Raw genomic sequence first — 20957 nt, 5'->3', positions numbered from 1 at the left:
ACACAACCCAACCCTACGCCACTTCTACCAACGCCTCAAAAGCAACGGCAAAAAACCCATCGTCGCCCTCATCGCCGTCATGCGCAAAATTATCGTCATCGCAAACGCTCGCATCCGCGATGCTCAACTGAGTTGATGACGGATTGTATTGTCCCGGCAGCGCCAAGCCGTCGCCCCAGCGAAAGCTGGGGTCTCAAGCCGTATCGCGCCGTCGCACGAGATCCCAGCGTGCGCTGGGACGACGGATTGGTTCAGCGATCCCGCCGCCCGAGCAACCGCAAGCGCAGCGCGTTGAGCTTGATGAAGCCCGCCGCGTCGCGCTGGTCGTACGCGCCCTGGTCGTCCTCGAACGTCACGACCTTCTCGCTGTACAGCGAATAAGGCGATTTGCGCCCGACCACATACACCCCGCCCTTGTAGAGCTTGAGCCGCACCGTGCCGGTCACCTTTTCCTGGCTATGGTCGATCGCGGCCTGGAGCATCTCGCGCTCCGGCGAGAACCAGAAACCGTTGTAGATCAGCTCGGCATAACGCGGCGCCAGCTCGTCCTTGAGGTGCGCGGCGCCGCGGTCGAGCGTCAATTGCTCGATGCCGCGATGCGCGAGGTGATAGATGGTGCCGCCCGGCGTCTCGTACATACCGCGCGACTTCATGCCGACGAAGCGGTTCTCGACCAGATCGAGGCGGCCGATGCCGTGGCGTTTGCCGAGCTCGTTGAGCTTGGTCAGCAGGGTCGCCGGCGACATGCCCTCGCCGTTCAGCGCGACGCCGTCGCCGCGCTCGAAATCGATCGTGATTATCTCGGGCGTGTTGGGCGCATCCTCGGGATTGTCGGTGCGCGAATAGACGTAATCGGGCACTTCCTGCCACGGATCCTCGAGCACCTTGCCCTCGGACGAGGTGTGGAGGAGGTTGGCGTCGGTCGAGAATGGCGCTTCGCCGCGCTTGTCCTTGGCGACCGGGATCTGGTGCTGTTCGGCGAACTCGATCAGCTTGGTGCGGCTGGTTAGGTCCCATTCGCGCCACGGCGCGATCACCTTGATGTCGGGGGCGAGCGCGTAATAGCCGAGCTCGAAGCGGACCTGGTCGTTGCCCTTGCCGGTCGCGCCATGGCTGACCGCGTCGGCATTGACCAGCTTGGCGATCTCGATCTGGCGCTTGGCGATCAACGGCCGCGCGATCGAGGTGCCGAGCAGGTACAGCCCCTCGTAGAGCGCGTTGCCGCGCATCATCGGGAAGACGTAATCCTTGACGAATTCCTCGCGCAGATCGTCGATGAAGATATGCTCGGGCTTGACGCCGGCCATCTCGGCCTTCTTGCGCGCCGGCTCGAGCTCCTCGCCCTGGCCGAGGTCGGCGGTGAAGGTCACCACTTCGCATTGATAGGTCTGCTGGAGCCATTTGAGGATGACGCTGGTGTCGAGACCGCCCGAATAGGCAAGAACGACGCGATTGATCTTTTCCGACATGGCGGCTCCGGACTTCAAATAGGGGAATCGGGGGTGCGCTCTAGGGCGTGCGCTGCCTACCGGCAACACCCTGAGCAGCTATTTAGCCCCTCCCTTCAGGGGAGGGGTTGGGGTGGGGCCTCTCCACCAGCGATTGGCATGAGGCGCTGCCCCACCCCCAACCCCTCCCCTGAAGGGGAGGGGCTTTGGGACGTTCCGACCTCGCGCAACAGTCCCGGCCACCACAGACCGAGCGTCGCCGCGCGATAGACGTAGCTCAGGGTCAAGGCGATCCACACGCCAAGCGCGCCCCAGGGGCGGAGCGCGATATCGGTCGCGACATAGAGCGCAGTCGACAGGATCGCGGCATTTCTCAACGCCTTGCCGCGCGTCGCGCCGATGAAGATGCCGTCGAGCAGCCAGGCCGGCGCGCCGATCAGCGGCTGCAGCGCGGCGAACGGGGCCAGCGCCAGCGCGCGTTCCTGAACATGCGGATTGCTGGTCATCAGCTCGACCAGCCAGCGCCCGCCGAACGCGATCGCGACGACGAACACCAACCCGCTGGCAAACGAGAATTCGCCGGTCAGCCGGATCGCGCGGAGGAAATTGGTGCGCGATTTCGACCCGATCGCCTGGCCGACGCGCGATTCGGCGGTGAAGGCGAAACCGTCGAGGACGTAGGCCGCGACCGCGACGAATTGCGACAGGACGTGATTGGCGCCGAGCTGGACCGGCCCGAGCCGTGCGCCGGCATTGGCGAACCAGCCGAACAGGATCAGCAAAGCGATAGTGCGGACCATGATGTCGGCATTGACCCCGAACAATCGCTTGAGCGCCGCCGGGTCGAAGGCGCGGGCGATCTCACGGCGAATGGCGGTGCGCCCCTCGCGGCCGAGCACGGAGGCCGCGATCCCGAGCCCGGTCGCCAGCGCGATCCACTCGGCGCTCGACGTGCCGAACCCGACGCCGCGCGCACCCCAGCCGAAATGCCAGACGAAGATCAGGTCGAGCGTGATGTTGGCGGTGTTCATCACGATCTGGAGCAGCAGCGCCGCCCGCGTCCGCCCGAGGCCGAGCAGCCAGCCGTTGATCGCGAATCCCGCCAGCGCGGCCGGGGCGCCGAACAGGCGGGCGGCGACGAACCCCTCCGCCACCGCGTCGAGCTGGCCCGCCCCGGCGAACAGGCGGAAGGCGAGCGGAATCAGCGCGACCTGGAGCGCGATCAACGCGAGGCCAAGGCCGAATCCCATGGCGATGCCGCGGATGAGGAGCGCGCGGACCTCGACCGCATCCTTCGCACCCTCGGCCTGGGCGGTCAGCCCGGTCATCCCCATCCTGAGGAAGCCGAACGTCCAGAACAGGAATGTGACGACGAAGCTGCCGAGCGCGACCGCCGCCAGCGCCACGGCGTCGCCGGTCCGCCCGATCACCGCGGTATCGACCAGTCCGACCAACGGCACGGTGATCTGGCCGACCATGATCGGCCAGGCCTGCGCAAAGATCGCGCGGCGCGTGATCGCGGCGGAGGTCATGGATTGGGGTTAGTCGTGCGCTTCGTCTGCGTCACGTCGAACTTGGCGACCGACATCGCCCCGCCCCTGCCGTCATCCCCGCGAAAGCGGGGCCCCATCTCGTGCGCACGCCCAGCTACAACCGGTGTGTTTGTGGATCGTCCGGGAGATGGGTTCCCGCTTTCGCGGGGATGACGAATTAGAGGACGGAATGACTGGGGAAGTCAGCCAAGACCGCAACCGGCCGTAGCTTCCCCGAATCCCTCAAACCTTCGCCGCGATGCGCCGTTCCTCGTCGCTCATGTAATCGCGCGTAATCGGCAGCGCGTCGCGATTGCGGGCGAATTGCAGCTGGTAATTGACCATCCCGCCATAGAGGAAACTGACGCACGAGCCCGCCAGGTAGAAGATCCTCATGTTGAAGAAGACTTCGTCGTACATCGCGATGATCTTCTCGCGATTGGCGACGGCGCGGTCGTACCAGGCCTTGAGCGTGTAGCCGTAATGAAGGCGCAGCACCTCCACGTCGGTCATGTAATAGCGCAGGCCCTCATAGCCCTTGGCGATCTCCGACAGGGCCGGGATGTAGCCGCCGGGGAAGATGTACTTCGCCGTGAACTCGTCGGTCACGCCCGCCCCGCCGGCGCGGCCGATCGTGTGGACCAGCATCACGCCGTCCTCGTTGAGCAATTCGCGGCACTTCCTGAAGAAGGTGCGATATTGCGGCGGGCCGACATGTTCGAACATGCCGACCGAGACGATGCGGTCGAACGTGCCGGTCATGTTGCGATAGTCGATCAGCTCGAACTTGACGTGGTCCGACACGCCGGCATCGAGCGCGCGCTGCTTGGCGGTCGCGATCTGCTCGTCGCTGAGCGTGATGCCGACGACATCGACGCCATAGGTCTTGTGCAGATAGAGCGCCATGCCGCCCCAGCCGCAGCCGATGTCGAGCACGCGCATGCCGGGCTTCAGCGCGAGCTTGGCGGCGATGTGCGCCTTCTTGTCGAGCTGCGCCTGTTCGAGGCTTTCGTCGGGATCGACGAAATAGGCGCACGAATATTGGCGGTCGGCGTCGAGGAAGAGGTCGTAGAGCGCGTTGCCGATATCGTAATGGTGCTTGACGTTGGCGCGCGCCGCCCGCGCCCGGTTGAACTGGTCGAGCTTGCGCTTGACGCCGACCACCGCGCGCGCGGCGAGGCCCGGGTCGAGCGCGCCGGTCGCGTCTTCCCAGCGATTGTTCTTACTTGCGAGCGCGAGCAGCTGCATGATGTCGCCGCGCTCGATGATGACGCGGCCATGCATGAACCCTTCGGCGAGGCCGAGCGCGGGATCGCGGATGATCTGGCCAGGCACGCTCTTGGTCGCGAAGCGGATCGCGACGTCGGGATAATCGGGGTCGGGCGTGCCGAAGGTCTTCGCCGTGCCGTCGGCATAGGTGACAGTGAGAGTGCCGCGCTTGAACGCGCGCTCCAGGAACAGGTCGATCAGCGCCATAGCCTATCGCTGCTATCGGCTGATTGCGGCGGCGAAAAGACCTGAAACCGGGTCTTTTTCGACCGCCGCGGCGCGACGCCCGCGCGCTGGCCCTGGCGGCGTCGCGCCCTAGCCCGCGTAGGCCTTGACCAGATCGTACAGATAATCGCGCCCGGTATAGAGCGAGTCGGTGCGAATCCGCTCGTTGAGTCCGTGGATGCCGCTGAAATCGGCGTCGACGAACACGCCGGGCGCGCCATAGGTCGGGATGCCGATCGCCTCCAGGAAGATTCCGTCGGTCGCGCCGGTCGACATGACCGGCAGCATCGGCACGCCGGGGAAATATTTGTCGGCGATCGTCTTCATCGGGCCGATGATCTTCGGGTCGAGCCGCGGCGGGATGCCGATCGGGCGGATCGGCTGGTTGGCGGTCACCGTCACCCGCGGCCCGGCCAGTTCCTTGAGCTTGGCCAGCGTGGCGTCGACCGTTTCGCCCGGGAACAGCCGGCAATTGACGGTGGCGGCGGCGCGCTGAGGCAGGGCGTTCTCGGCATGACCGGCATTGACCAGGGTGGCGACGCAGGTCGTGCGCAGGGTCGAATGCATCGCCTTGTCCATCGACACGATTCTGTCGGCGGCCTCGTCCCGAGGATTGGCGAGCAGCCGCTTGATCGCATCGGCCATCGGCGCGGGGGTCTGCGGCGCCATCGACACCGCCTGGAAGAACGCCCGCGTCGTGTCGGTGAACTTCACCGGGAATTCGTATCTGCGCACGGCCTCCAGCGCGTCGGCCAGTTCGTAGATCGCATTGTCGGGCACCGGTTGCGAGCTGTGCCCTCCGGGATTGGTGGTGACGAAGGTGAAGTTCTGCGACGCCTTCTCGCCGACCTGGATCGCCAGCAATTCCTTGTCGCCCTTGGCATTGTAGCGGCCGCCTCCGCCTTCGTTGAGCGCGAATTCCGCGGCGATCAGGTCGGGCTTGTTCTTGGCCAGCCATTCGGCGCCGTTGAAGGCGTAGCTGGTCTCTTCGCCGCAGGTCAGCGCCATCTTGATCGTGCGCTTGGGCTTGTAGCCGCTCGCCTTGAAGCGGATCATCGAATCCGCCCAGATCGCCGCCATCGCCTTGTCGTCGACCGTACCGCGGGCGTAATAATAGCCATTCTCTTCGGTCAGCTTGAACGGATCTCGCGCCCAATCCTCGCGCTTGGCGGCGACGACGTCGATATGCGCGAGCAACAGCATCGGCTTGGCCTTGGCATCGCTGCCCTTCAGGATCGCGACCAGTCCGCCGTCCTTGGGATGGTCCGGAGTCGAGAAGGGGATCAGCTCGCTGTCGCTATAGCCCGCCGCCTTCATCCGCGTCGCGATCTGCGCCACGGCCTGGGTGCAACTGCCGATATCGACCACCGTGTTGGTCTCGACCAGTTCCTTGTAGAGCCCGAAAAAAGCCTGCTGGTCGGGGCGAAGATCCGCGGCCGGCGCCGCCGAGGCCTGCGCGACGAGACCCGCCGCGACGATCCATCCCAATGCGCGCATGCTCACCCCCCGATCTTCGTTCGTTCGACGGGACTAGAGCGCGAAACCGCGCGGCTGGCAATCGCCGCGTGTCAGGGATTGAAGCGCATCGGCGGGAACATCGTCGAGCGCGGCAGCGTGAAGCGAATCTCGCGATTGGCGAAATCGATCTGGACGCGGCGGAACAGCTTGAGCGAATCCATGCCGAGCATCAGCGCGGGCGTGTCGGTCAAGCCGAACCGCTTGAACGGCAAGGCGTCGGCGAACGCGATCGGCAATTGGTGGAAACCGATCCCGGCGATGTCGAGCGAATCGATGATGCGATAATCGGCGGTGAGATATTGGCCGGTCACCGCGAGCAGATTGACCTGGCCGATCGATTTTTCGGTCTTCACGCGCTTGAGCAAGGCGAGATTGCCGACCGTGACGGGCGACCCGGTATCGATCACCACCGAGATGCGCTTGCCGCGATAGCGCGCGTCGGTGACGATCAACTGGCCGTAGAGGTTCTTCGCCTTGATGACGATGTCGTCCGGGCTGCCGCCCATGCCGCGCTTCTTGGCCGGACGGACCTCCATCTGGTTGCGGTCGAAATCGATCGACACGGCATGGCCCTTGAGCGCGTCGATTCCCAGCATGCCCGGCGCGCCGAGATTGCTCGCCTCGACGGCCGGTGCCTCCAGCGTGTCGGGCGCGATCTTGCTGACCCGCAGATCGGGCAGCTTGTAGGTGCTGAGTTCGCTCTGCCCCGCCATAGTCGTCACGTGGACGCGGCGTCCGGTCGACAGCTTGAGCACATCGGCCAGTTCGCGCGACACGACCGTCCGCTCGGATCCGGTGTCGATGATGAACGGATAGGGGCCGCTCGGTCCGATCGAGACGGGTACGGTCATGCGGTTTTCGCTATTGGCGAACGCGAGCAGATCGACCGGCGTCGCCGGTGGCGCGGTCGCGCTGGTCGGCACGACCGGCGGATCCTGGGGAACACCGCTATCGGCCGACAAGGGAGTCCCCGTCGCGCCGATGGCGAGCGCCAGCAAGGGAATGAACCCGCGCATGACCGGAATGTTACGCCCGTTCCGGACTTGTACCAAGCAAATTCGTGGCCTCAGCCTACGGCCGTGTCTCCGTCCGGCACGGGTTCGAGCGCGCGTGCCACCGGTCGCGCGATCGCCAGCACGAGCAGCCCGCCGACCATTCCGATCGCGCCGTCGAGCGTCCAGAATGCCGCCGGGCTCATCGTGTCGTAGAAGCTGCCGACCCAGCCCATGATGACGCTGCCGAGGAAGAACGACAGGAACACGCCGCCCATCAGCGTCGCGGTGACCTGTTTGGGCGCTGCCTGGCTGATCAGGGCGAGCAGCACCGGCCAGTAATAGAGAAAGGCGACGCCCATGCCGAAGAAACCGGCGAGCGGCCACCATACCGCGGTCTTGCCGTCGGCGCCCGGCAGCAAGGCGCCCGCGACGAGAATGAAGGCCGACAGGCCGGTCAGCAGCGAGCCGATCCCCATCTTGGCGACATCCGACGGCTCGCGGCCACGCTTCGCCTGCCACGCCCATAATGCGACCAGCGGCGGCACCGCCACCACCGAGGCGAAGGGATCGATCGAGTTGAACCAGGACGGCGGCACGCCGCCCCAAGGCGTCCACAGGCTGACATGCTGGTCGACCCACAGCACGCCGATGCCCCAGATCATGGGATAGGCGACGTTGGGAAACAGCGTCGTCGCGGCGACCAGGATGAGCAGCCCCATGCGCTTGCGCTCGGCCGCGGTCATCGGCGGCAATTCCATCCGCTCGGCACGCGGGCTGCGCCCGGTCAAATGCCGTTGCCCCGCGAGATAGACGATCAGCGCGAGCAGCATCAGACCCGCCGCCGCGCCGAAGCCGGCGTGCCAGCCATAGGCCGCCGCGAGCGCGCCGCAGGTCAGCGGCCCCAGGATCGCACCGACGTTGATGCCGGCGGAAAAGATCGTGTAGCCCTGCGTCCGCCGCGATTCCGCCTCGGCCGGATAGAGTTCGCCGACCTGCGCCGAGATATTGCCCTTGAGGCAGCCCGACCCGAGGATCAGCAGCGCCAGCGCGAGCAGGAACGAGGCATCGAACGCCATCGCCAGATGCCCGGCGAACATCAGCAGCGCGCCGAGGATCACCGTGGCCTTTGCGCCCAGCCAGCGATCGGCGATCCAGCCGCCGAGGATCGGCGTGAAATAGACCAGCCCGCCGTACCAGCCGTAGATCTGCGACGCGAAGGCGATATCGCTGAGTGGCCCATGATGGCCAAACAGCGTGTTGAAGATCGCTGTCAGAACATGCCGCAGAGCCTCGAGGCCCTGCACATGCTCGACATGCCCCGGCAGGAACAGTTGCTGCACCATGTAGAGCGTCAGCAGCGAGGTCATGCCGTAATAGCTGAACCGCTCCCAGCATTCGGTGAACGCGAGATAGGCGACCCCGCGGGGATGGCCGAAAAAGGCGGTGTCATCGGGCGAAGCGGTCAATCGTCGATCCTCTTGAAGCGGATATGTTCCGGGAAGTCCGGATGAGCGGCGACATATGCACGCAACGCGCGTTCGAGCGAAGCCCGGTCGGCGAAGGCGCAGGTCTGCATCACCCGCTTGTCATCCTCGGGCGGTTCATCGGTCGCGATCTCGTTTCCAATCATATCGGCATCGGCGACATTGCTCGCAGCCGTTTCCACCATGCCTCCCGACACGGTACCGCCGGCAGCGCGCACGATATCGGCGGTCTCATCGCAATCGAGCGCCGGCAGCAGCCACACTGTATCGCCGCGCGCTTCCATCAAGCCATAGGCCCTGAGGTCCGCATCGCCCCTGTGTCGCTTGTCGAAATCGTTCTGGATGACCCACATGTCGCGCCCGGCGATCGCAAGCCGAGCGGCGACGAAGGTCATTCGATCGCCTGGCTTTCGCGGATCGCTCCATCGGACCGATCCATCGCGACGCCAGACGACCCGCACCACCATGCGGGATTGCGTCGTCCCCTTGCCCAACTGATCGAGCGCGCCGCTCGTTTCGGTCTCGTAAAGACCTGGTTTCAACGGCCCGGCATCGGCGGGATCGCCCTTGTAGAATGGTGGTCCGACCCACCAGCAACTCGACAGCAGCACCGCCGCAGCGGCGAAAACGAAGCGCACAGGCAGTCGCATCACCCGTCCTTCTCCCATCGGACCAGTCGCGCTACCGTATCGCACAAAATCATATCGAGGGAGTAGGAAATGACGATCGAGGAACCCGATGTCGGGCCGCAATTCATGGTCCCGCTGCATCGTCGCGAATTCCTCGGCCATCCCGTCGGCCTGCCGGTCATCGCCTTTACCGAGGCGTTCGAGCGCTTCTCCTATTACGGCATGCAGACGCTGTTGGTCCTGTACATGGTCAAGGCGCTGCTGCTGTCGCCGCATGTCGAGCGGATCGCCGGGTTCGGCTGGTTCAGCAACGTGCTGGCCGGGCTGTACGGCGCGCCGCCCAACACCCAGGCGCTCGCCTCGCACATCTTCGGCACCTACACGATGCTGGTCTATGTCACGCCGATCCTCGGCGGCCTGATCGCCGACCGCTGGCTGGGCAAGACGCGGACGGTGGCGATCGGTGCGCTGCTGATGGCGGCGGGCCATTTTCTGATGGCGTTCGACGTGTCGTTCCTGCTCGCGCTTTTGCTGCTCGTGCTCGGCGTCGGCTGCCTCAAGGGCAATCTGGCGAGCCAAGTCGGCGCGCTCTACGCGCCGGGCGACGGCCGCGCGACCGACGCGTTCCAGATCTATTATATCGGCATCAGCGTCGGCGCGTTCTTCTCGCCGCTCGTCTGCGGGGCGCTGGGCGAGGAAGTCGGCTGGCATTGGGGCTTCGGCGCGGCGGGAGTCGGCATGGTCATCGGCCTGCTGATCTACCTGACCGGTCGCCACCATCTGCCGCCCGATCCGCTGACCGAGCGCCGGACCGAGAGCGCCCCGCGACCCGCGATGACCCGGCGCGATATCGTCGTCCTGATCCTGCTGTTCTTCATGGTCCCGGTGCTCGCGGTCAGCGCGATCGGCAACCAGCAGATGTTCAACGCCTATCTGGTGTGGGCCGACCGATCCTACGAATTCATGCTACTCGGCCATCGCATGCCGACCTCGTTCCTGGTCTCGTTTGACGCCTTCACCGGGTTCGTAACCCTCGCCGGCGCGGTCGCGTTCTGGCGCTGGTATGCGCGGCATTGGCGCGAGCCCGACGAGATGACCAAACTGATCATCGGCTGCCTGGTCTCGTCCTCCGCCTTCATCCTAGTCACGATCGTCGCGAGCCGTCACGAAGCGACCGGGGTCAAGCCCAGCCTGTGGGTGGCCCTGGCCGTCAACACGCTCAACAATCTGGGCTTCGCCAACGTCTTCCCGGTCAGCCTCGCGCTCTATTCGCGCGCCGCGCCGCGCGCGATCTCGGGGACGGTGATCGGCATCTATTACCTGTTCCTGGCCTTCGCCAATTACCTGGTCGGCATCGTCGGCGGCTGGCTCGAGATCATGCCGGCGGGACGGTTCTGGAGCATTCACGTCGGCGCGATCCTGGGCGCGACCGCGGTGTTCGTGGTGATCAAGCTGGTGTTCGGGAAGTTATTGCTGCCGGAGCCGGTGGAGGGCTCCGCTTCTTAGTCCCTCTCCTTCAGGGGAGGGGTTGGGGGTGGGGCGGTGCCTCAAGCAACATCGCCCGCGGATAGGCCCCACCCCAACCCCTCCCCTGAAGGGGAGGGGCTTTGGAACTACTCCGCCGCCAACAAGCTCTCCGCCCCGCCCAGATCGACCGACACCAGCCGGCTGACTCCGCGCTCCACCATCGTCACGCCGAACAGGCGGTGCATGCGGCTCATCGTCACGGCATTGTGGGTGACGATCAGATAGCGCGTCGCGGTCTCGCGCGTCATGCGGTCGAGCAGGTCGCAGAAGCGCTCGATATTGGCATCGTCGAGCGGCGCATCGACTTCGTCGAGCACGCAGATCGGCGCGGGATTGGTCAGGAACAGGCCGAAGATCAGCGCCACCGCGGTCAGCGCCTGCTCGCCGCCCGACAGCAGGGTCAGCGACTGCAATTTCTTGCCCGGCGGCTGCGCCATGATCTCGAGCCCGGCCTCGAGCGGATCGTCCGAATCGATCAGTTCGAGCCGCGCGGTACCGCCGTTGAACAAGGTCGTGAACAGGCGCTGGAAATGGCCGTTGACCGCCTCGAAGGCTGCCAATAGCCGCTGCCGTCCCTCGCGGTTGAGCGTGCCGATCGAGCCGCGCAATTGCGCCACCGCCTGACCCAGTTCCTCGCGCTCGGCGGCCGCGTCGGTACGCTGCGTATCGAGTTCGGCGAGCTCGGTTTCGGCGACGAGATTGACCGGACCCAGCCGCTCGCGGTCGACCAGCAATTTGTCGTGCTGGACCGATTCGTCCTGGGGATCGCCGACCGTCGCCGGATCGAATCCGACGCGCTCGCCGAGCAAGGGCGGCGGGCACGCGAAACGCTCGCCCGACAGCCGCGCCATCTCGATCCGGCGCAGATCCTGATTCTCGGCGCGCGCCGCGGCGCCCGCCCGGGCCTCGCGCGCCAGCGACAGCGCCTCGGCGGCGATACGGCCGGCTTCCTCGGTGGTGCGGACACGGGCTTCGGCCTCGCGCTCGGTCCCTGCCGCTGCTTCGGCGGCGGCACGCAGATCGGCGTGGCCGGCGTCTTCCGCCGCGATCCGTGCCGCCAATTCGGCCGGACGCGCTTCCGCTGCCTCGGCCTCGGCGGCGAGTTGCGCCTCGCGCTTGTCCATGTCGGCGATGCGCTTGGCCGCCTCGCCGGCGCGCGCCTTCCAGCCCTTCTGCTCGGCCTCGGCCGCCGCCAGCCGCTCGCGATCGGCCGCGATCGCGCGATCGACCTGGGCGCGGTCGGCGCGGGCGTTGGAGGCATTGGCGCGGCGCGCTTCGGCTTCGGCCTGGAGCTGGGCCACCGCCGCCCGCGTCGCGACGCCGTCGGGCAGCGCCGCACGCGCGGCCTCGGCGCGCGCCAATTCGCCTTCCGCTTCGCCGAGCTCGGCCGCGACGCGGCGCCCGCGCGTGTCGAGATCGGCGCGCTGCGCTTCGACCCGTTCGAGTTGCGCGGTGGCGCGGTCCTCCGCCCGGGTCGCTTCGCGCGCGGCGGTCTCGGCACGTTCGAGCGAGGCGCGCGCGGCCTGGGCGTCGGCGCGCGCGGCGGCGATGCGGCGCTCGGCCTCGTCGAGCTGGCCATTGGCTTTCTCGACCGCGCCTTGCGCCTTGGGCCGCGCCTTGTTGAGCGCAGCGAGGCGATTGATCCGTTCGAGCCGTTCGGCCGCCGCCGCGCCGCCCGATTTGGCGACATAACCGTCCCAGCGCCGCAACGCGCCGCCGAGGGTCACCAGCCGCTGCCCGACCGCGAGCGGCCGGCCCTCGTCGCGCTCGGCGACCAGCACTTGCGCCAGCCGCCGCGCCAACGCCGCCGGCGCCTCGACATGGCCGGTCAGCCGCGTCAGCCCGTCCGCCCCGGGATCGCCCGGCTGCGGTTCGGCCCCCGCCCAATAGCGGTCGGCATTGGCGTCGAGCCCGGTTTCGAGATCGTCGCCAAGCGCCGCCGCCAGCGCGCGCTCGTAGCCCGGCGCGGCGCGGACATGGTCGAGCAACCGGTCGCGCCCCGACGGCCGCGTCGCCTTTTCCAGCGCCAGCACTTCGCTCTCGATCGTCGCGAGCTCGGCTCGGGCGGCGGCACGCGCCTGTTCGGCGGTGTCGCGCGCTTCCTGCGCGGCGCGCTCGTCGGCGTCGGCACGGGCCCGTGCGCCACGCGCCGTTTCCGCCGAATCGAGTGCGTCGGCGCGCGCCTTGATCGCCCGCTCGCGCTCCTCGCGCAGCGGGGCGGTGTCGCCCAAGGCCTTCAACTCGGCGGCCAGGGTCGTCTGATCGCGCAACGCACGCTCGTGGCGCGCCTTGGCCGCCGCCGCCGCCGCTTCGGCGACGCGGGCATCGGCCAACTCGGCCGCCTGCCGGCTCATTGCCTGGGCGAGCCCGACATCGGCGTCGCGCGCGGCGCGCTCGGCTTCGGCGAGCGTGGCATCGAGCGCCGGCAGCCGGGCAGCGGATTCGTCCGCGCGCTTGCCGAGCATCGTCGTTTCCGCCCCGAGCCGCGCCAGTGCCTCGGCCGCGTCGACCGCCAGCGCGCCCTCGCGCTCGCGATCCTCGGCGATTCGCCCGCGTTGCCCCGCCAGCTCGACGATGCGGCGTTCCGCGGCGCCATGATCGGCGCGCAATCCGGCCAACACGTGCGCCGCCTCGCTCGCCGCCTCGCGCGCGGCGGTGGCGGCGGAGCGTGCCTCGGCCAACGCCTCGGTCGCGGCGTGTTGATAGGCGGTGGCGGCGCGTTGCGCTTCGGCGGCGAGCGCGACCTTGTCATCGCATTGCGCGGCCTCGGCCTTGGCGGCGTCGGCGGCACTGGCGGCGTCGCGCCAGCGCGCGAAGATCATCCGCCCCTCGGCGACGCGGATCTGGTCCGACAGCAGCCGGTACCGCTCGGCCTGGCGCGCCTGGCGCCGCAGCGCGGAGGCCCGCGCTTCCTGGTCGGCCATGATCTCGTCGAGCCGCGTCAGATTGGCCTCGGTCGCGCGCAGCCGCTGCTCGGCATCCTTGCGACGGACATGGAGGCCGGCGATTCCGGCCGCTTCCTCCAGCATCGCGCGGCGCTCGGCCGGTTTGGCCGAGATCACCGCGCTGATCCGGCCCTGGCTGACCAGGGCGGGCGAATGCGCGCCGGTCGCGGCGTCGGCGAACAGCAAGGCGACGTCCTTGGCCCGGACGTCGCGGCCGTCGATACGATAGGCCGAGCCGGCACCGCGCTCGATGCGACGCACCACTTCGGTCTCGGTGCCGTCGATCTCGGCCAGGATCGACACTTCGGCGAAGTCGCGCGCGGTGCGCTTGTCGGTGCCGGCGAAGATGACGTCGTCCATCCCCGCGCCGCGCATCGACTTCGGGCTGTTCTCGCCCATCGTCCAGCGCAGCGCCTCGAGCAGGTTCGACTTGCCGCAGCCATTGGGGCCGACCACGCCGGTCAGCCCCGGTTCGATGCGGAGATCGGCCGCGTCGACGAAGCTCTTGAAGCCCGACAGCCTCAGTCGCTTGATCTGCATCGCGTCGACCGCCCCCCGGGTGCCGTCAGGTCAGCCGCCCCGCGCCTTGAGCACGGGTTCGAGCTTGGCCCATTCGTCGACCGCGTCGAGCTTCTGGCCGTTGAGGATGAAGGTCGGCGTGCCGCTGATCTGGAACTTGTCGTTGGCGAACTTGGTCCGCTCGACCAGCTTGTCGATTCGCGCCTTGTCGTTGAGGCAGGCGCGCGCCTTGTCCTCGGGCAAGCCACGCTGCTTCATGAAGTCGAGATAGCCCAGCCCCTCGGCATACATGACCGCGACCTGGTTGGGCGAGGCGCCCTGCGCCGCCTGGACCTTGGCCTGCACCGTCTGCTCGTTGGCCAGCAACGTCTGCTGGTTGGCGAACATCTGATCGAGGATCGGGAAGAAGGTCGCGGGGTCGCCGGTGCACTGACCGAGCAGGATCGGCGCGATATCGAGCGCGCCATGGACCGGATATTCACGGAATTCGTAGCTCAGCTTGCCGGTCGCGATGTAACTCTGCTTGAGCACCGGGAAGCCTTCCTGGTCGAACTTGGCGCAATAGGGGCAGGCGCGCGAGCCGTATTCGACCAGCTTTAGCGGCGCGTCGGGATTGCCCATCCGCATCCCGCCTTCCGGCGTCGCGCTGACCGTGTCGGTCCACGACGTGCCGGCGGGCGCGGTCTTGCCGGCGACCGGCGCGACCGGACCCGAAGCATTGCCGTCGGTGGTCGATCCGCCGCACGCGGCGAGCGCGAACAGCGGGACGGCGGCGAACAGGGACGAGATCTTCATGCGTTACTCCCTTGGGAAAAGTCAGGCGCCGGCGCCGGCGGCGGCGAGCAGGGGCTGGAGCGCTGCCCAGTTGCCGACAGAATCCGCCTTGGTGCCGTTGATGATGAAGGTCGGGGTGCCGGCGACCTGATATTGCTTTTCGGCGGCGTCGGTCATCGCGACGATGCGGTTCACGCCGGCGCGACTGGCCAGGCACGCCTTGGCGCGCGCCGCCGACATGCCGCGGCGCTTCACGAAATCGACATAGCCGAGATCGGTGGCGAAGATCGCCGCGATCTGATTGGGCGTCACATTCGGGATCGCCCGGGCCTTGGCCGCGGCGGTCTGGACGTTGGTCAGCAAGGTCTGCTGATTGGCGAACATCGCTTCCAACAGTGGAAAGAATTGCGCCGGCGACACGCAATTGCCGAGCAGGATCGGCCCGAGGTCGAGGGCGCCGTGCACCGGATAGTCGCGAAATTCGTAGCTCAGCTTGCCGCTGGCGATCGGCCCGGCCTTGAGCGCGGGGTAGCCTTCGGCGGCGAATTTCGCGCAATAGGGACAGGCACGCGAGCCGTATTCGATCAGTTTCACCGCGGCATTGGGATTGCCCATCCGCATCCCGCCTTCAGGCGTCGCGACGACGACATTGACCCAATTGATCTTGACCGGCGCGCGCGCGGGCGCCCGCTTCACGACGGCGGCTTTCTTCGCCGGCACACGGGTCGCGGCCCCGGCGGCGAGCGGGAGTCCGGCGGCCAGCGCCAGCAACATCAGCGAACGCATCATTCCTCGGTCTTTCTTCCTATGACGGGGATACCGCGATTGCCCGCCACGCCGGCGGCGAGCGCGACCAGCACCGCCTGCAATTCGGGATCGGCGATCGCGCGCAGGCCCGGGCCGAGTTCGGCGGGCGGCGTGGCGACCGGACGCAGGCTGGGCGGCGCAGCGCGCGACGGTCGCTCGGCGATCTTGCCCTGTTTGAGGTTGAGCCGGGCGACCGCGGCATAGCCGAAGAAACGGTTGACCCGCTCGACGATCTCCGGGGCGATGTGCTGCATCATCGCCGCGTGGGCGCCCTTGACCGTGACCGTCAGCACGCCCTCGGCTTTCTTGCCCGGCGGGAAGCGGATCGATTCGGGCGATGATACGCCGGCATATTTGGGGCCGACGATTTCCGCCCAGCGCGTGACGATTCCCGACTGGACGAAGCCGTAGCGCCGGAACGCCGCGCCGCCGACCTGGGGCAGCAGATCGCCAACGGCGCGCGCCGGCCCGCCGCGCGGCCGCCCGGACTCCTTGGCAGGAGCCTTCGAGGGTGCGGGTTTGGCCGGGCCTTTGGGAGTGGCGCGCTTGCTCATCCGGCGATCCATGCCATAGCCGCGGGGTGGCCGCCAAGCATCCATCCGCACCATATTCGTCCAAGCCGGTCGCGGCCGCCCTGCTCGACTGGTACGACACGCACCGCCGCACCCTGTCATGGCGCGCTCCGGCCGGCGAATCCGCCGATCCCTATCGCGTCTGGCTGTCCGAAGTGATGCTGCAACAGACCAATGTCGCGACGGTCGGCCCGCGCTTCGCCGCCTGGGTCGCGCGCTGGCCCGATTTCGCCAGTTTGGCGCGGGCCGACGAAGCCGAGATCATGGCGGCTTGGGCGGGGCTCGGCTATTACGCCCGGGCGCGCAACCTCGTCGCCTGCGCGCGCGTGGTGGTCGCCGAGCACGACGGCGCTTTCCCGCGCACCGAGGCGGCGTTGCGCGCGCTTCCCGGCATCGGCGACTATACCGCCGCCGCGATCGCCGCGATCGCGGTCGACGCACCGGCGACCGTGGTCGACGCCAATGTCGAGCGCGTCGTCGCGCGACTGTTCCGAATCGCGGACAAGGCCGATATCCGCCCCGCCGCCGCGACGCTGACGCCGACCGCGCGCGCCGGCGATTTCGCCCAGGCGATGATGGATCTCGGCGCGGCGATCTGTACGCCGCGCAATCCCAAATGCCTACTCTGCCCCCTGCGCGCGTCGTGCGCGGCATATGCAGCGGGCGACCAGGCGCGCTATCCGGTCAAGGCGGCGAAAGCGGCCAAGCCGACTCGCCACGGCACGATCTTCTGGGCGCGGAACGGCGGCGACGTGCTGCTGGTGCGGCGCCCGCCCAAGGGACTGCTCGGCGGGATGCGCGCGCTGCCGACCGGGCCGTGGAGCGCCGATCCGCCCGGGCTCGCCGACGCGCCGCTCCGCGCCGACTGGCGGCTGGGAAACGCGCTGGTCGAGCATGTTTTCACCCATTTCAGATTGAAACTCGTGCTTGCGAGCGCAACCGTCGCCCGCCATGCAGCGCCGCACGGCGCCGAATGGTGGCCGATCGAGTCGCTGGGGGATGCGGGTCTGCCGACCGTCTTCGCCAAGGCGGCCGGAGCGACGGGAGAGCTTGATTGATGCGCCTGACCCCCTTCATCACCGCCACCGCACTGATTGCCCTATTGGCCGGCGCCGCCGTCGCGCAACAGGCCGCCGTGCCGCTGCCCGCGCCCGTCGCCAAGGCCGCCAGCCCGCTGCCCGCGACCCAGGCGCTGTACGATTCGTACGTTGCGACCGGCAAGATGCCCGGCATCGTCGGGGCGTTCGGCACCGGAGATTTGCCGACCGTGTTCGTCTCGGCCGGCAAGGTTGCGACCGACGCCGATGCCGCGCCGGCCGGCCCCGACAGCCTGTGGCGGGTCTATTCGATGACCAAGCCGATCACCGCGATGGCGGCGATGATCCTGATCGAAGACGGCAAGATGAAGCTCGACGAGCCGGTCAGCGACTTCCTGCCCGCGTTCAAGACCATGCGCGTTCAGCTCAACGAGAACACGATCGACAGCCGCCCGGCGACGCGCCCGATCACGATTCGCAACCTGCTGACCCATACGGCGGGACTCGGCTACAACATCATCACCAAAGGTCCGCTGCTCCAGGTCTATAACGACAAGGGCATCAACCCAGCCCAGGTCAACGCGGCGATGGAGGTCGAGGCGCGCAAGACTCGTCCCGCGACCTTGCAGGACTTCGCCAACGCCGTCGCCACCGTTCCGCTGATCGCCGACCCAGGCACCAAATGGAGCTATTCGATCGGGCTCGACGTGATGGGCGCGGTGATCGAGAAGGCCAGCGGCATGCGCTTCGACGCGTTCGTCCAGAAGCGCATCTTCGATCCGCTCAAGATGACTTCGAGCTATTGGACCGTGCCGAAGAGCGAGGTCGGGCGGCTGGCGACCAATTACGTTTTCCTGCCCGGCGACAAATTGTTCGCGTTCGATCCCGCCGCCACCTCGGTCTATCTGTCGGCGCCGAGCTTTCCCTATGGCGGCGCCGGCCTCGTCATGTCGGCGCGCGACTACGACCGCTTCCTGCACATGCTGCAAAATTACGGCGAACTCGACGGCGTCAGGATCATGAAGCCCGAGACGGCGAAGCTCGCGATGTCCAACCTGCTCCCCGCCGGCGTCGAATTCGGCGACTTGCCGGGCGGCACCGGCGGCACGATGGGCCCGAAGATGGGATTCGGCGCTGGCGGCTCGGTCATCCTCGAGGACAAGGCCGATTCGATGGGTGCCGGCACCTACGGCTGGGGCGGCGCGGCTGGAACCGCGGCCTGGGTCAATCCGGTCAAGAAGGTCCGAGGCACGGTCATGGTCAATTACTTCCCCGGCGAGAAATGGCCGATCCGCGCCGACACCGTGAAAGCGCTCCACAGCGACATGCAGCGTTACCGGGCCAAATGATCCGGCCCGGCTTCACCGGCAGTCCGCTCGACCGGGCCGACGCGCTGCGTCATGATTCGGATGCGTTCGCCGCCGCGATGAGCGATTGGCGGGCGAAATTGCTCAAACTCGACAATTTCGAGCCCGACGTGAACGAGGATGGCACGCTCGGCTGGACCAGCGTGGCGGACGCGCCCGAGGATGCCGAACTGGTGCTGCTCGGGCTGATCGAGGGCAAGCCGCATTTCGCCGCTTATGTCCCCGGCATGCGTACGCCGGCGGGGCGCTCGCCGGGCCTGTTCCGCGCGCTCGACCTGATGCGGCCCGAGGAAGCCGAGACCTATGCCGCGGCGCGCAGCGTGCTCGACTGGCACAGCCGGCATCAATTCTGCCCCAATTGCGGAAGCCAGACGGCGATGTTCCGCGCCGGCTGGGGGCGCACCTGCCCCAAGTGCGGCGCCGAGCATTTCCCGCGCACCGACCCCGTCGTGATCATGATCGCCGAGCATTCGGGCCGGGCTTTGGTGGGGCGCGGGCCGCAATGGCCGGCCGGGCGCTATTCTGCACTGGCGGGCTTCATGGAGCCCGGCGAGTCGATCGAGGAAGCGGTGGCGCGCGAGATTTTCGAGGAAGCCGGCGTCCGCGTCGGCAAGGTTCGCTATATCGCGAGCCAGCCCTGGCCGTTCCCCTCGTCGCTGATGATGGCCTGCATCGGCGAGGCCGAGGACGACGTCATCACCATCGACCCCAACGAATTGCAGGACGCGATGTGGGTCAGCCGGGAGGATGTGCGGAAATCGCTGGCTGGCGATCCGTCGGCGCCGTTCCTGGCCCCGCCGCATTACGCGATCGCGCATACTCTGCTGACGGTCTGGGCGGCGGAAGGCTGACCATTTCAAGCCCCTCCCCTTCAGGAGAGGGGCTTTATATTACCCCGCCGCGCCCTTCACCGCGTCGCAGATGCGGTCGACCACCGCTTCGACCTGGGAGGCGTCTTCGCCCTCGGCCATCACCCGAATCACCGGTTCGGTGCCCGAGGGGCGGATGACCAGCCGGCCCTTGCCCTCGAGTTCGCCCTCGGCATCGGCGATCACCGCCTTGACGCTCGCATCCTCGAGCGGCTTGCCACCCTTGAAGCGCACGTTCTTGAGCAATTGCGGCAGCGGATCGAAACGGTGGAGCAACTCGCTCGCCGGCAGGCCCGAGCGGACCAGTTCGGCCAGGATCTGCAGCGCCGCGACCAGCCCGTCGCCGGTCGTTGCGTAATCGGACAGGATGATGTGCCCCGATTGCTCGCCGCCGACATTGTAGCCCTGGCCGCGCATCGCCTCGAGCACGTAGCGATCGCCGACCGCGGTGCGGATCAACTTGATCCCTTGCGCCGCCAAATGCCGTTCGAGCCCGAGGTTGGACATCACCGTCGCGACCAACCCGCCATTGCGCAAGTTTCCGGCGCGCGCCCAGCCGGTCGCGATCACCGCCATCAACTGGTCGCCGTCGATCACCCGGCCCGTCTCATCGACCACGATCAGCCGGTCGGCATCGCCGTCGAGCGCGATGCCGATATGCGCACCGCTCGCGACCACCGTCTCGCACAGGGTCTGCGGCGCGGTCGAGCCGACTTGGTCGTTGATGTTCTTGCCGTTGGGCGTGACGCCGATCGCGATGACCTCGGCGCCGAGTTCCCACAAGGCCGAGGGCGCGACCTGAGAGGCGGCGCCATTGGCGCAATCGACCACGATCTTGAGCCCGTCGAGCGTCAGATCATCCGGAAAGGTCGCCTTGGCGAAGTGGATATAGCGCCCGCGCGCATCCTCGACCCGGCGGGCGCGGCCGATATCGGGCGCGGCGGCGAGCGCGACCTCGCCGTCGATCAGCGCCTCGATCGCGAGTTCATCGGCATCGCTCAACTTGTAGCCGTCGGGGCCGAACAATTTGATGCCGTTGTCGGCGAACGGATTGTGGCTGGCCGAGATCATCACGCCGAGGTCGGCGCGCATCGATTTGGTCAGCATGCCGATCGCCGGGGTCGGCAGCGGACCGAACAGCGTCACGTCCATGCCGACGCTGGTGAAGCCCGCGACCAGGGCATTTTCGAGCATATAGCCGGATAGCCGCGTGTCCTTGCCGATCACCACGCGATGCTTGTGATCGCCGCGGACGAAATGCGCGCCGGCCGCCATGCCGACCTTCATCGCCATCGCCGCGGTCATCGGCTGCATGTTGGTCAGGCCACGAATACCGTCGGTGCCGAAATATTTTCTTGCCATTCTGACCATTTCCGTCCGCTATCAGACCCGAAGGCCGCCTCTTAGCGCGACCAATGGAGAAGGGCGAGTATGAGCCAG

The 20957-nt window shown here is 67.5% G+C and carries 16 protein-coding genes and 1 pseudogene; 5 read left to right on the top strand and 12 right to left on the bottom strand.

The window, feature by feature from the left end; translation table 11 throughout:
* A pseudogene (locus ACTHJR_RS19215) lies at positions 1-136 on the top strand (IS110 family transposase); the annotation flags it as partial.
* A gap of 115 nt (positions 137-251) precedes the next feature.
* Here the strand turns inward: ACTHJR_RS19215 and ACTHJR_RS19210 are convergent.
* From ACTHJR_RS19210 to ACTHJR_RS19180, 7 genes are all read right to left on the bottom strand, one after another.
* Entirely contained in the window at positions 252-1469 is a 1218-nt protein-coding gene (locus tag ACTHJR_RS19210) for an argininosuccinate synthase (protein WP_440525033.1), read from the bottom strand.
* A 95-nt stretch (positions 1470-1564) separates the two neighbouring features.
* Entirely contained in the window at positions 1565-2980 is a 1416-nt protein-coding gene (locus ACTHJR_RS19205; RefSeq protein ID WP_440525032.1) for an MATE family efflux transporter, read from the bottom strand.
* A gap of 243 nt (positions 2981-3223) precedes the next feature.
* Complete coding sequence (locus ACTHJR_RS19200; protein WP_440525031.1) at positions 3224-4456, bottom strand: class I SAM-dependent methyltransferase; 1233 nt, start codon at positions 4454-4456, stop codon at positions 3224-3226.
* Positions 4457-4564: 108 nt separating this feature from the next.
* Positions 4565-5971, bottom strand: a complete 1407-nt coding sequence (locus ACTHJR_RS19195) for a M20/M25/M40 family metallo-hydrolase (protein ID WP_440525030.1) — start codon at positions 5969-5971, stop codon at positions 4565-4567.
* Positions 5972-6042: 71 nt separating this feature from the next.
* Positions 6043-7008, bottom strand: a complete 966-nt coding sequence (locus ACTHJR_RS19190; RefSeq protein ID WP_440525029.1) for an aspartyl protease family protein — start codon at positions 7006-7008, stop codon at positions 6043-6045.
* Between the two features lie 50 nt (positions 7009-7058).
* Positions 7059-8453, bottom strand: coding sequence for a peptide MFS transporter (locus ACTHJR_RS19185; RefSeq protein ID WP_440525028.1), 1395 nt, complete (start codon positions 8451-8453; stop codon positions 7059-7061).
* Positions 8450-9121 carry a hypothetical protein gene (locus ACTHJR_RS19180; protein ID WP_440525027.1) on the bottom strand — a complete coding sequence of 224 codons (672 nt, stop codon included), beginning with the start codon at positions 9119-9121 and terminating at the stop codon, positions 8450-8452. Before ACTHJR_RS19180 ends, ACTHJR_RS19185 begins: the two co-directional genes overlap by 4 nt.
* 69 nt (positions 9122-9190) lie before the next feature.
* On the opposite strand from ACTHJR_RS19180, the gene ACTHJR_RS19175 reads away from it, so the two are divergent.
* Entirely contained in the window at positions 9191-10606 is a 1416-nt protein-coding gene (locus ACTHJR_RS19175) for a peptide MFS transporter (protein ID WP_440525026.1), read from the top strand.
* Between the two features lie 107 nt (positions 10607-10713).
* Here ACTHJR_RS19175 and smc read toward each other — a convergent pair whose 3' ends face one another.
* Genes smc through ACTHJR_RS19155 form a run of 4 tightly spaced genes read right to left on the bottom strand, consistent with a single transcriptional unit; the run spans position 10714 to position 16226 of the window.
* Positions 10714-14112 (bottom strand): chromosome segregation protein SMC, encoded by a 3399-nt coding sequence (smc, locus tag ACTHJR_RS19170; RefSeq protein ID WP_440525025.1) that lies wholly within the window; start codon positions 14110-14112, stop codon positions 10714-10716.
* A gap of 30 nt (positions 14113-14142) precedes the next feature.
* The gene (locus ACTHJR_RS19165) at positions 14143-14886 is read right to left on the bottom strand and encodes a thioredoxin domain-containing protein (protein WP_440525024.1); all 744 of its coding nucleotides are present in this window, start codon (positions 14884-14886) and stop codon (positions 14143-14145) included.
* Between the two features lie 21 nt (positions 14887-14907).
* Complete coding sequence (locus ACTHJR_RS19160; protein ID WP_440525023.1) at positions 14908-15654, bottom strand: thioredoxin domain-containing protein; 747 nt, start codon at positions 15652-15654, stop codon at positions 14908-14910.
* Positions 15651-16226, bottom strand: a complete 576-nt coding sequence (locus ACTHJR_RS19155; RefSeq protein ID WP_440525022.1) for a DUF721 domain-containing protein — start codon at positions 16224-16226, stop codon at positions 15651-15653. Before ACTHJR_RS19155 ends, ACTHJR_RS19160 begins: the two co-directional genes overlap by 4 nt.
* A gap of 80 nt (positions 16227-16306) precedes the next feature.
* Here ACTHJR_RS19155 and ACTHJR_RS19150 point away from each other — a divergent pair, with 80 nt between their 5' ends.
* From ACTHJR_RS19150 to nudC, 3 genes are read left to right on the top strand one after another with little or no spacing between them, the layout of a single operon-like run.
* Positions 16307-17302, top strand: coding sequence for an A/G-specific adenine glycosylase (locus ACTHJR_RS19150; protein ID WP_440525034.1), 996 nt, complete (start codon positions 16307-16309; stop codon positions 17300-17302).
* Entirely contained in the window at positions 17302-18630 is a 1329-nt protein-coding gene (locus ACTHJR_RS19145) for a serine hydrolase domain-containing protein (RefSeq protein WP_440525021.1), read from the top strand. The genes ACTHJR_RS19150 and ACTHJR_RS19145 overlap by 1 nt, the downstream gene beginning before the upstream one ends.
* Complete coding sequence (gene nudC, locus ACTHJR_RS19140; protein ID WP_440525020.1) at positions 18627-19499, top strand: NAD(+) diphosphatase; 873 nt, start codon at positions 18627-18629, stop codon at positions 19497-19499. Before ACTHJR_RS19145 ends, nudC begins: the two co-directional genes overlap by 4 nt.
* Positions 19500-19538: 39 nt before the next feature.
* On the opposite strand, the gene glmM is transcribed toward nudC, so the two are convergent.
* Positions 19539-20879: a phosphoglucosamine mutase gene (gene glmM, locus ACTHJR_RS19135; RefSeq protein ID WP_440525019.1), complete on the bottom strand. Its 1341-nt coding sequence runs from the start codon at positions 20877-20879 to the stop codon at positions 19539-19541.
* Positions 20880-20957: the final 78 nt, after the last annotated feature.

The organism is Sphingomonas sp. (assembly GCF_051962185.1).
Taxonomy (GTDB): domain Bacteria; phylum Pseudomonadota; class Alphaproteobacteria; order Sphingomonadales; family Sphingomonadaceae; genus Sphingomonas.
Note: the sequence above shows the minus strand (reverse complement) of the source record. Positions and strands in the feature narration are given on the sequence as shown.

What these genes read in the sequence shown, in the direction of transcription:
- ACTHJR_RS19160 (WP_440525023.1), bottom strand. Translation starts at nt 15,654, where the DNA reads ATGATGCGTTCGCTGATGTTGCTGGCGCTGGCCGCCGGACTCCCGCTC.
- ACTHJR_RS19190 (WP_440525029.1), bottom strand. Translation starts at nt 7,008, where the DNA reads ATGCGCGGGTTCATTCCCTTGCTGGCGCTCGCCATCGGCGCGACGGGG.
- ACTHJR_RS19200 (WP_440525031.1), bottom strand. Translation starts at nt 4,456, where the DNA reads ATGGCGCTGATCGACCTGTTCCTGGAGCGCGCGTTCAAGCGCGGCACT.
- ACTHJR_RS19180 (WP_440525027.1), bottom strand. Translation starts at nt 9,121, where the DNA reads ATGCGACTGCCTGTGCGCTTCGTTTTCGCCGCTGCGGCGGTGCTGCTG.
- ACTHJR_RS19205 (WP_440525032.1), bottom strand. Translation starts at nt 2,980, where the DNA reads ATGACCTCCGCCGCGATCACGCGCCGCGCGATCTTTGCGCAGGCCTGG.
- ACTHJR_RS19210 (WP_440525033.1), bottom strand. Translation starts at nt 1,469, where the DNA reads ATGTCGGAAAAGATCAATCGCGTCGTTCTTGCCTATTCGGGCGGTCTC.
- ACTHJR_RS19195 (WP_440525030.1), bottom strand. Translation starts at nt 5,971, where the DNA reads ATGCGCGCATTGGGATGGATCGTCGCGGCGGGTCTCGTCGCGCAGGCC.
- ACTHJR_RS19165 (WP_440525024.1), bottom strand. Translation starts at nt 14,886, where the DNA reads ATGAAGATCTCGTCCCTGTTCGCCGCCGTCCCGCTGTTCGCGCTCGCC.
- ACTHJR_RS19155 (WP_440525022.1), bottom strand. Translation starts at nt 16,226, where the DNA reads ATGAGCAAGCGCGCCACTCCCAAAGGCCCGGCCAAACCCGCACCCTCG.
- ACTHJR_RS19145 (WP_440525021.1), top strand. Translation starts at nt 17,302, where the DNA reads ATGCGCCTGACCCCCTTCATCACCGCCACCGCACTGATTGCCCTATTG.
- smc (WP_440525025.1), bottom strand. Translation starts at nt 14,112, where the DNA reads ATGCAGATCAAGCGACTGAGGCTGTCGGGCTTCAAGAGCTTCGTCGAC.
- ACTHJR_RS19175 (WP_440525026.1), top strand. Translation starts at nt 9,191, where the DNA reads ATGACGATCGAGGAACCCGATGTCGGGCCGCAATTCATGGTCCCGCTG.
- nudC (WP_440525020.1), top strand. Translation starts at nt 18,627, where the DNA reads ATGATCCGGCCCGGCTTCACCGGCAGTCCGCTCGACCGGGCCGACGCG.
- glmM (WP_440525019.1), bottom strand. Translation starts at nt 20,879, where the DNA reads ATGGCAAGAAAATATTTCGGCACCGACGGTATTCGTGGCCTGACCAAC.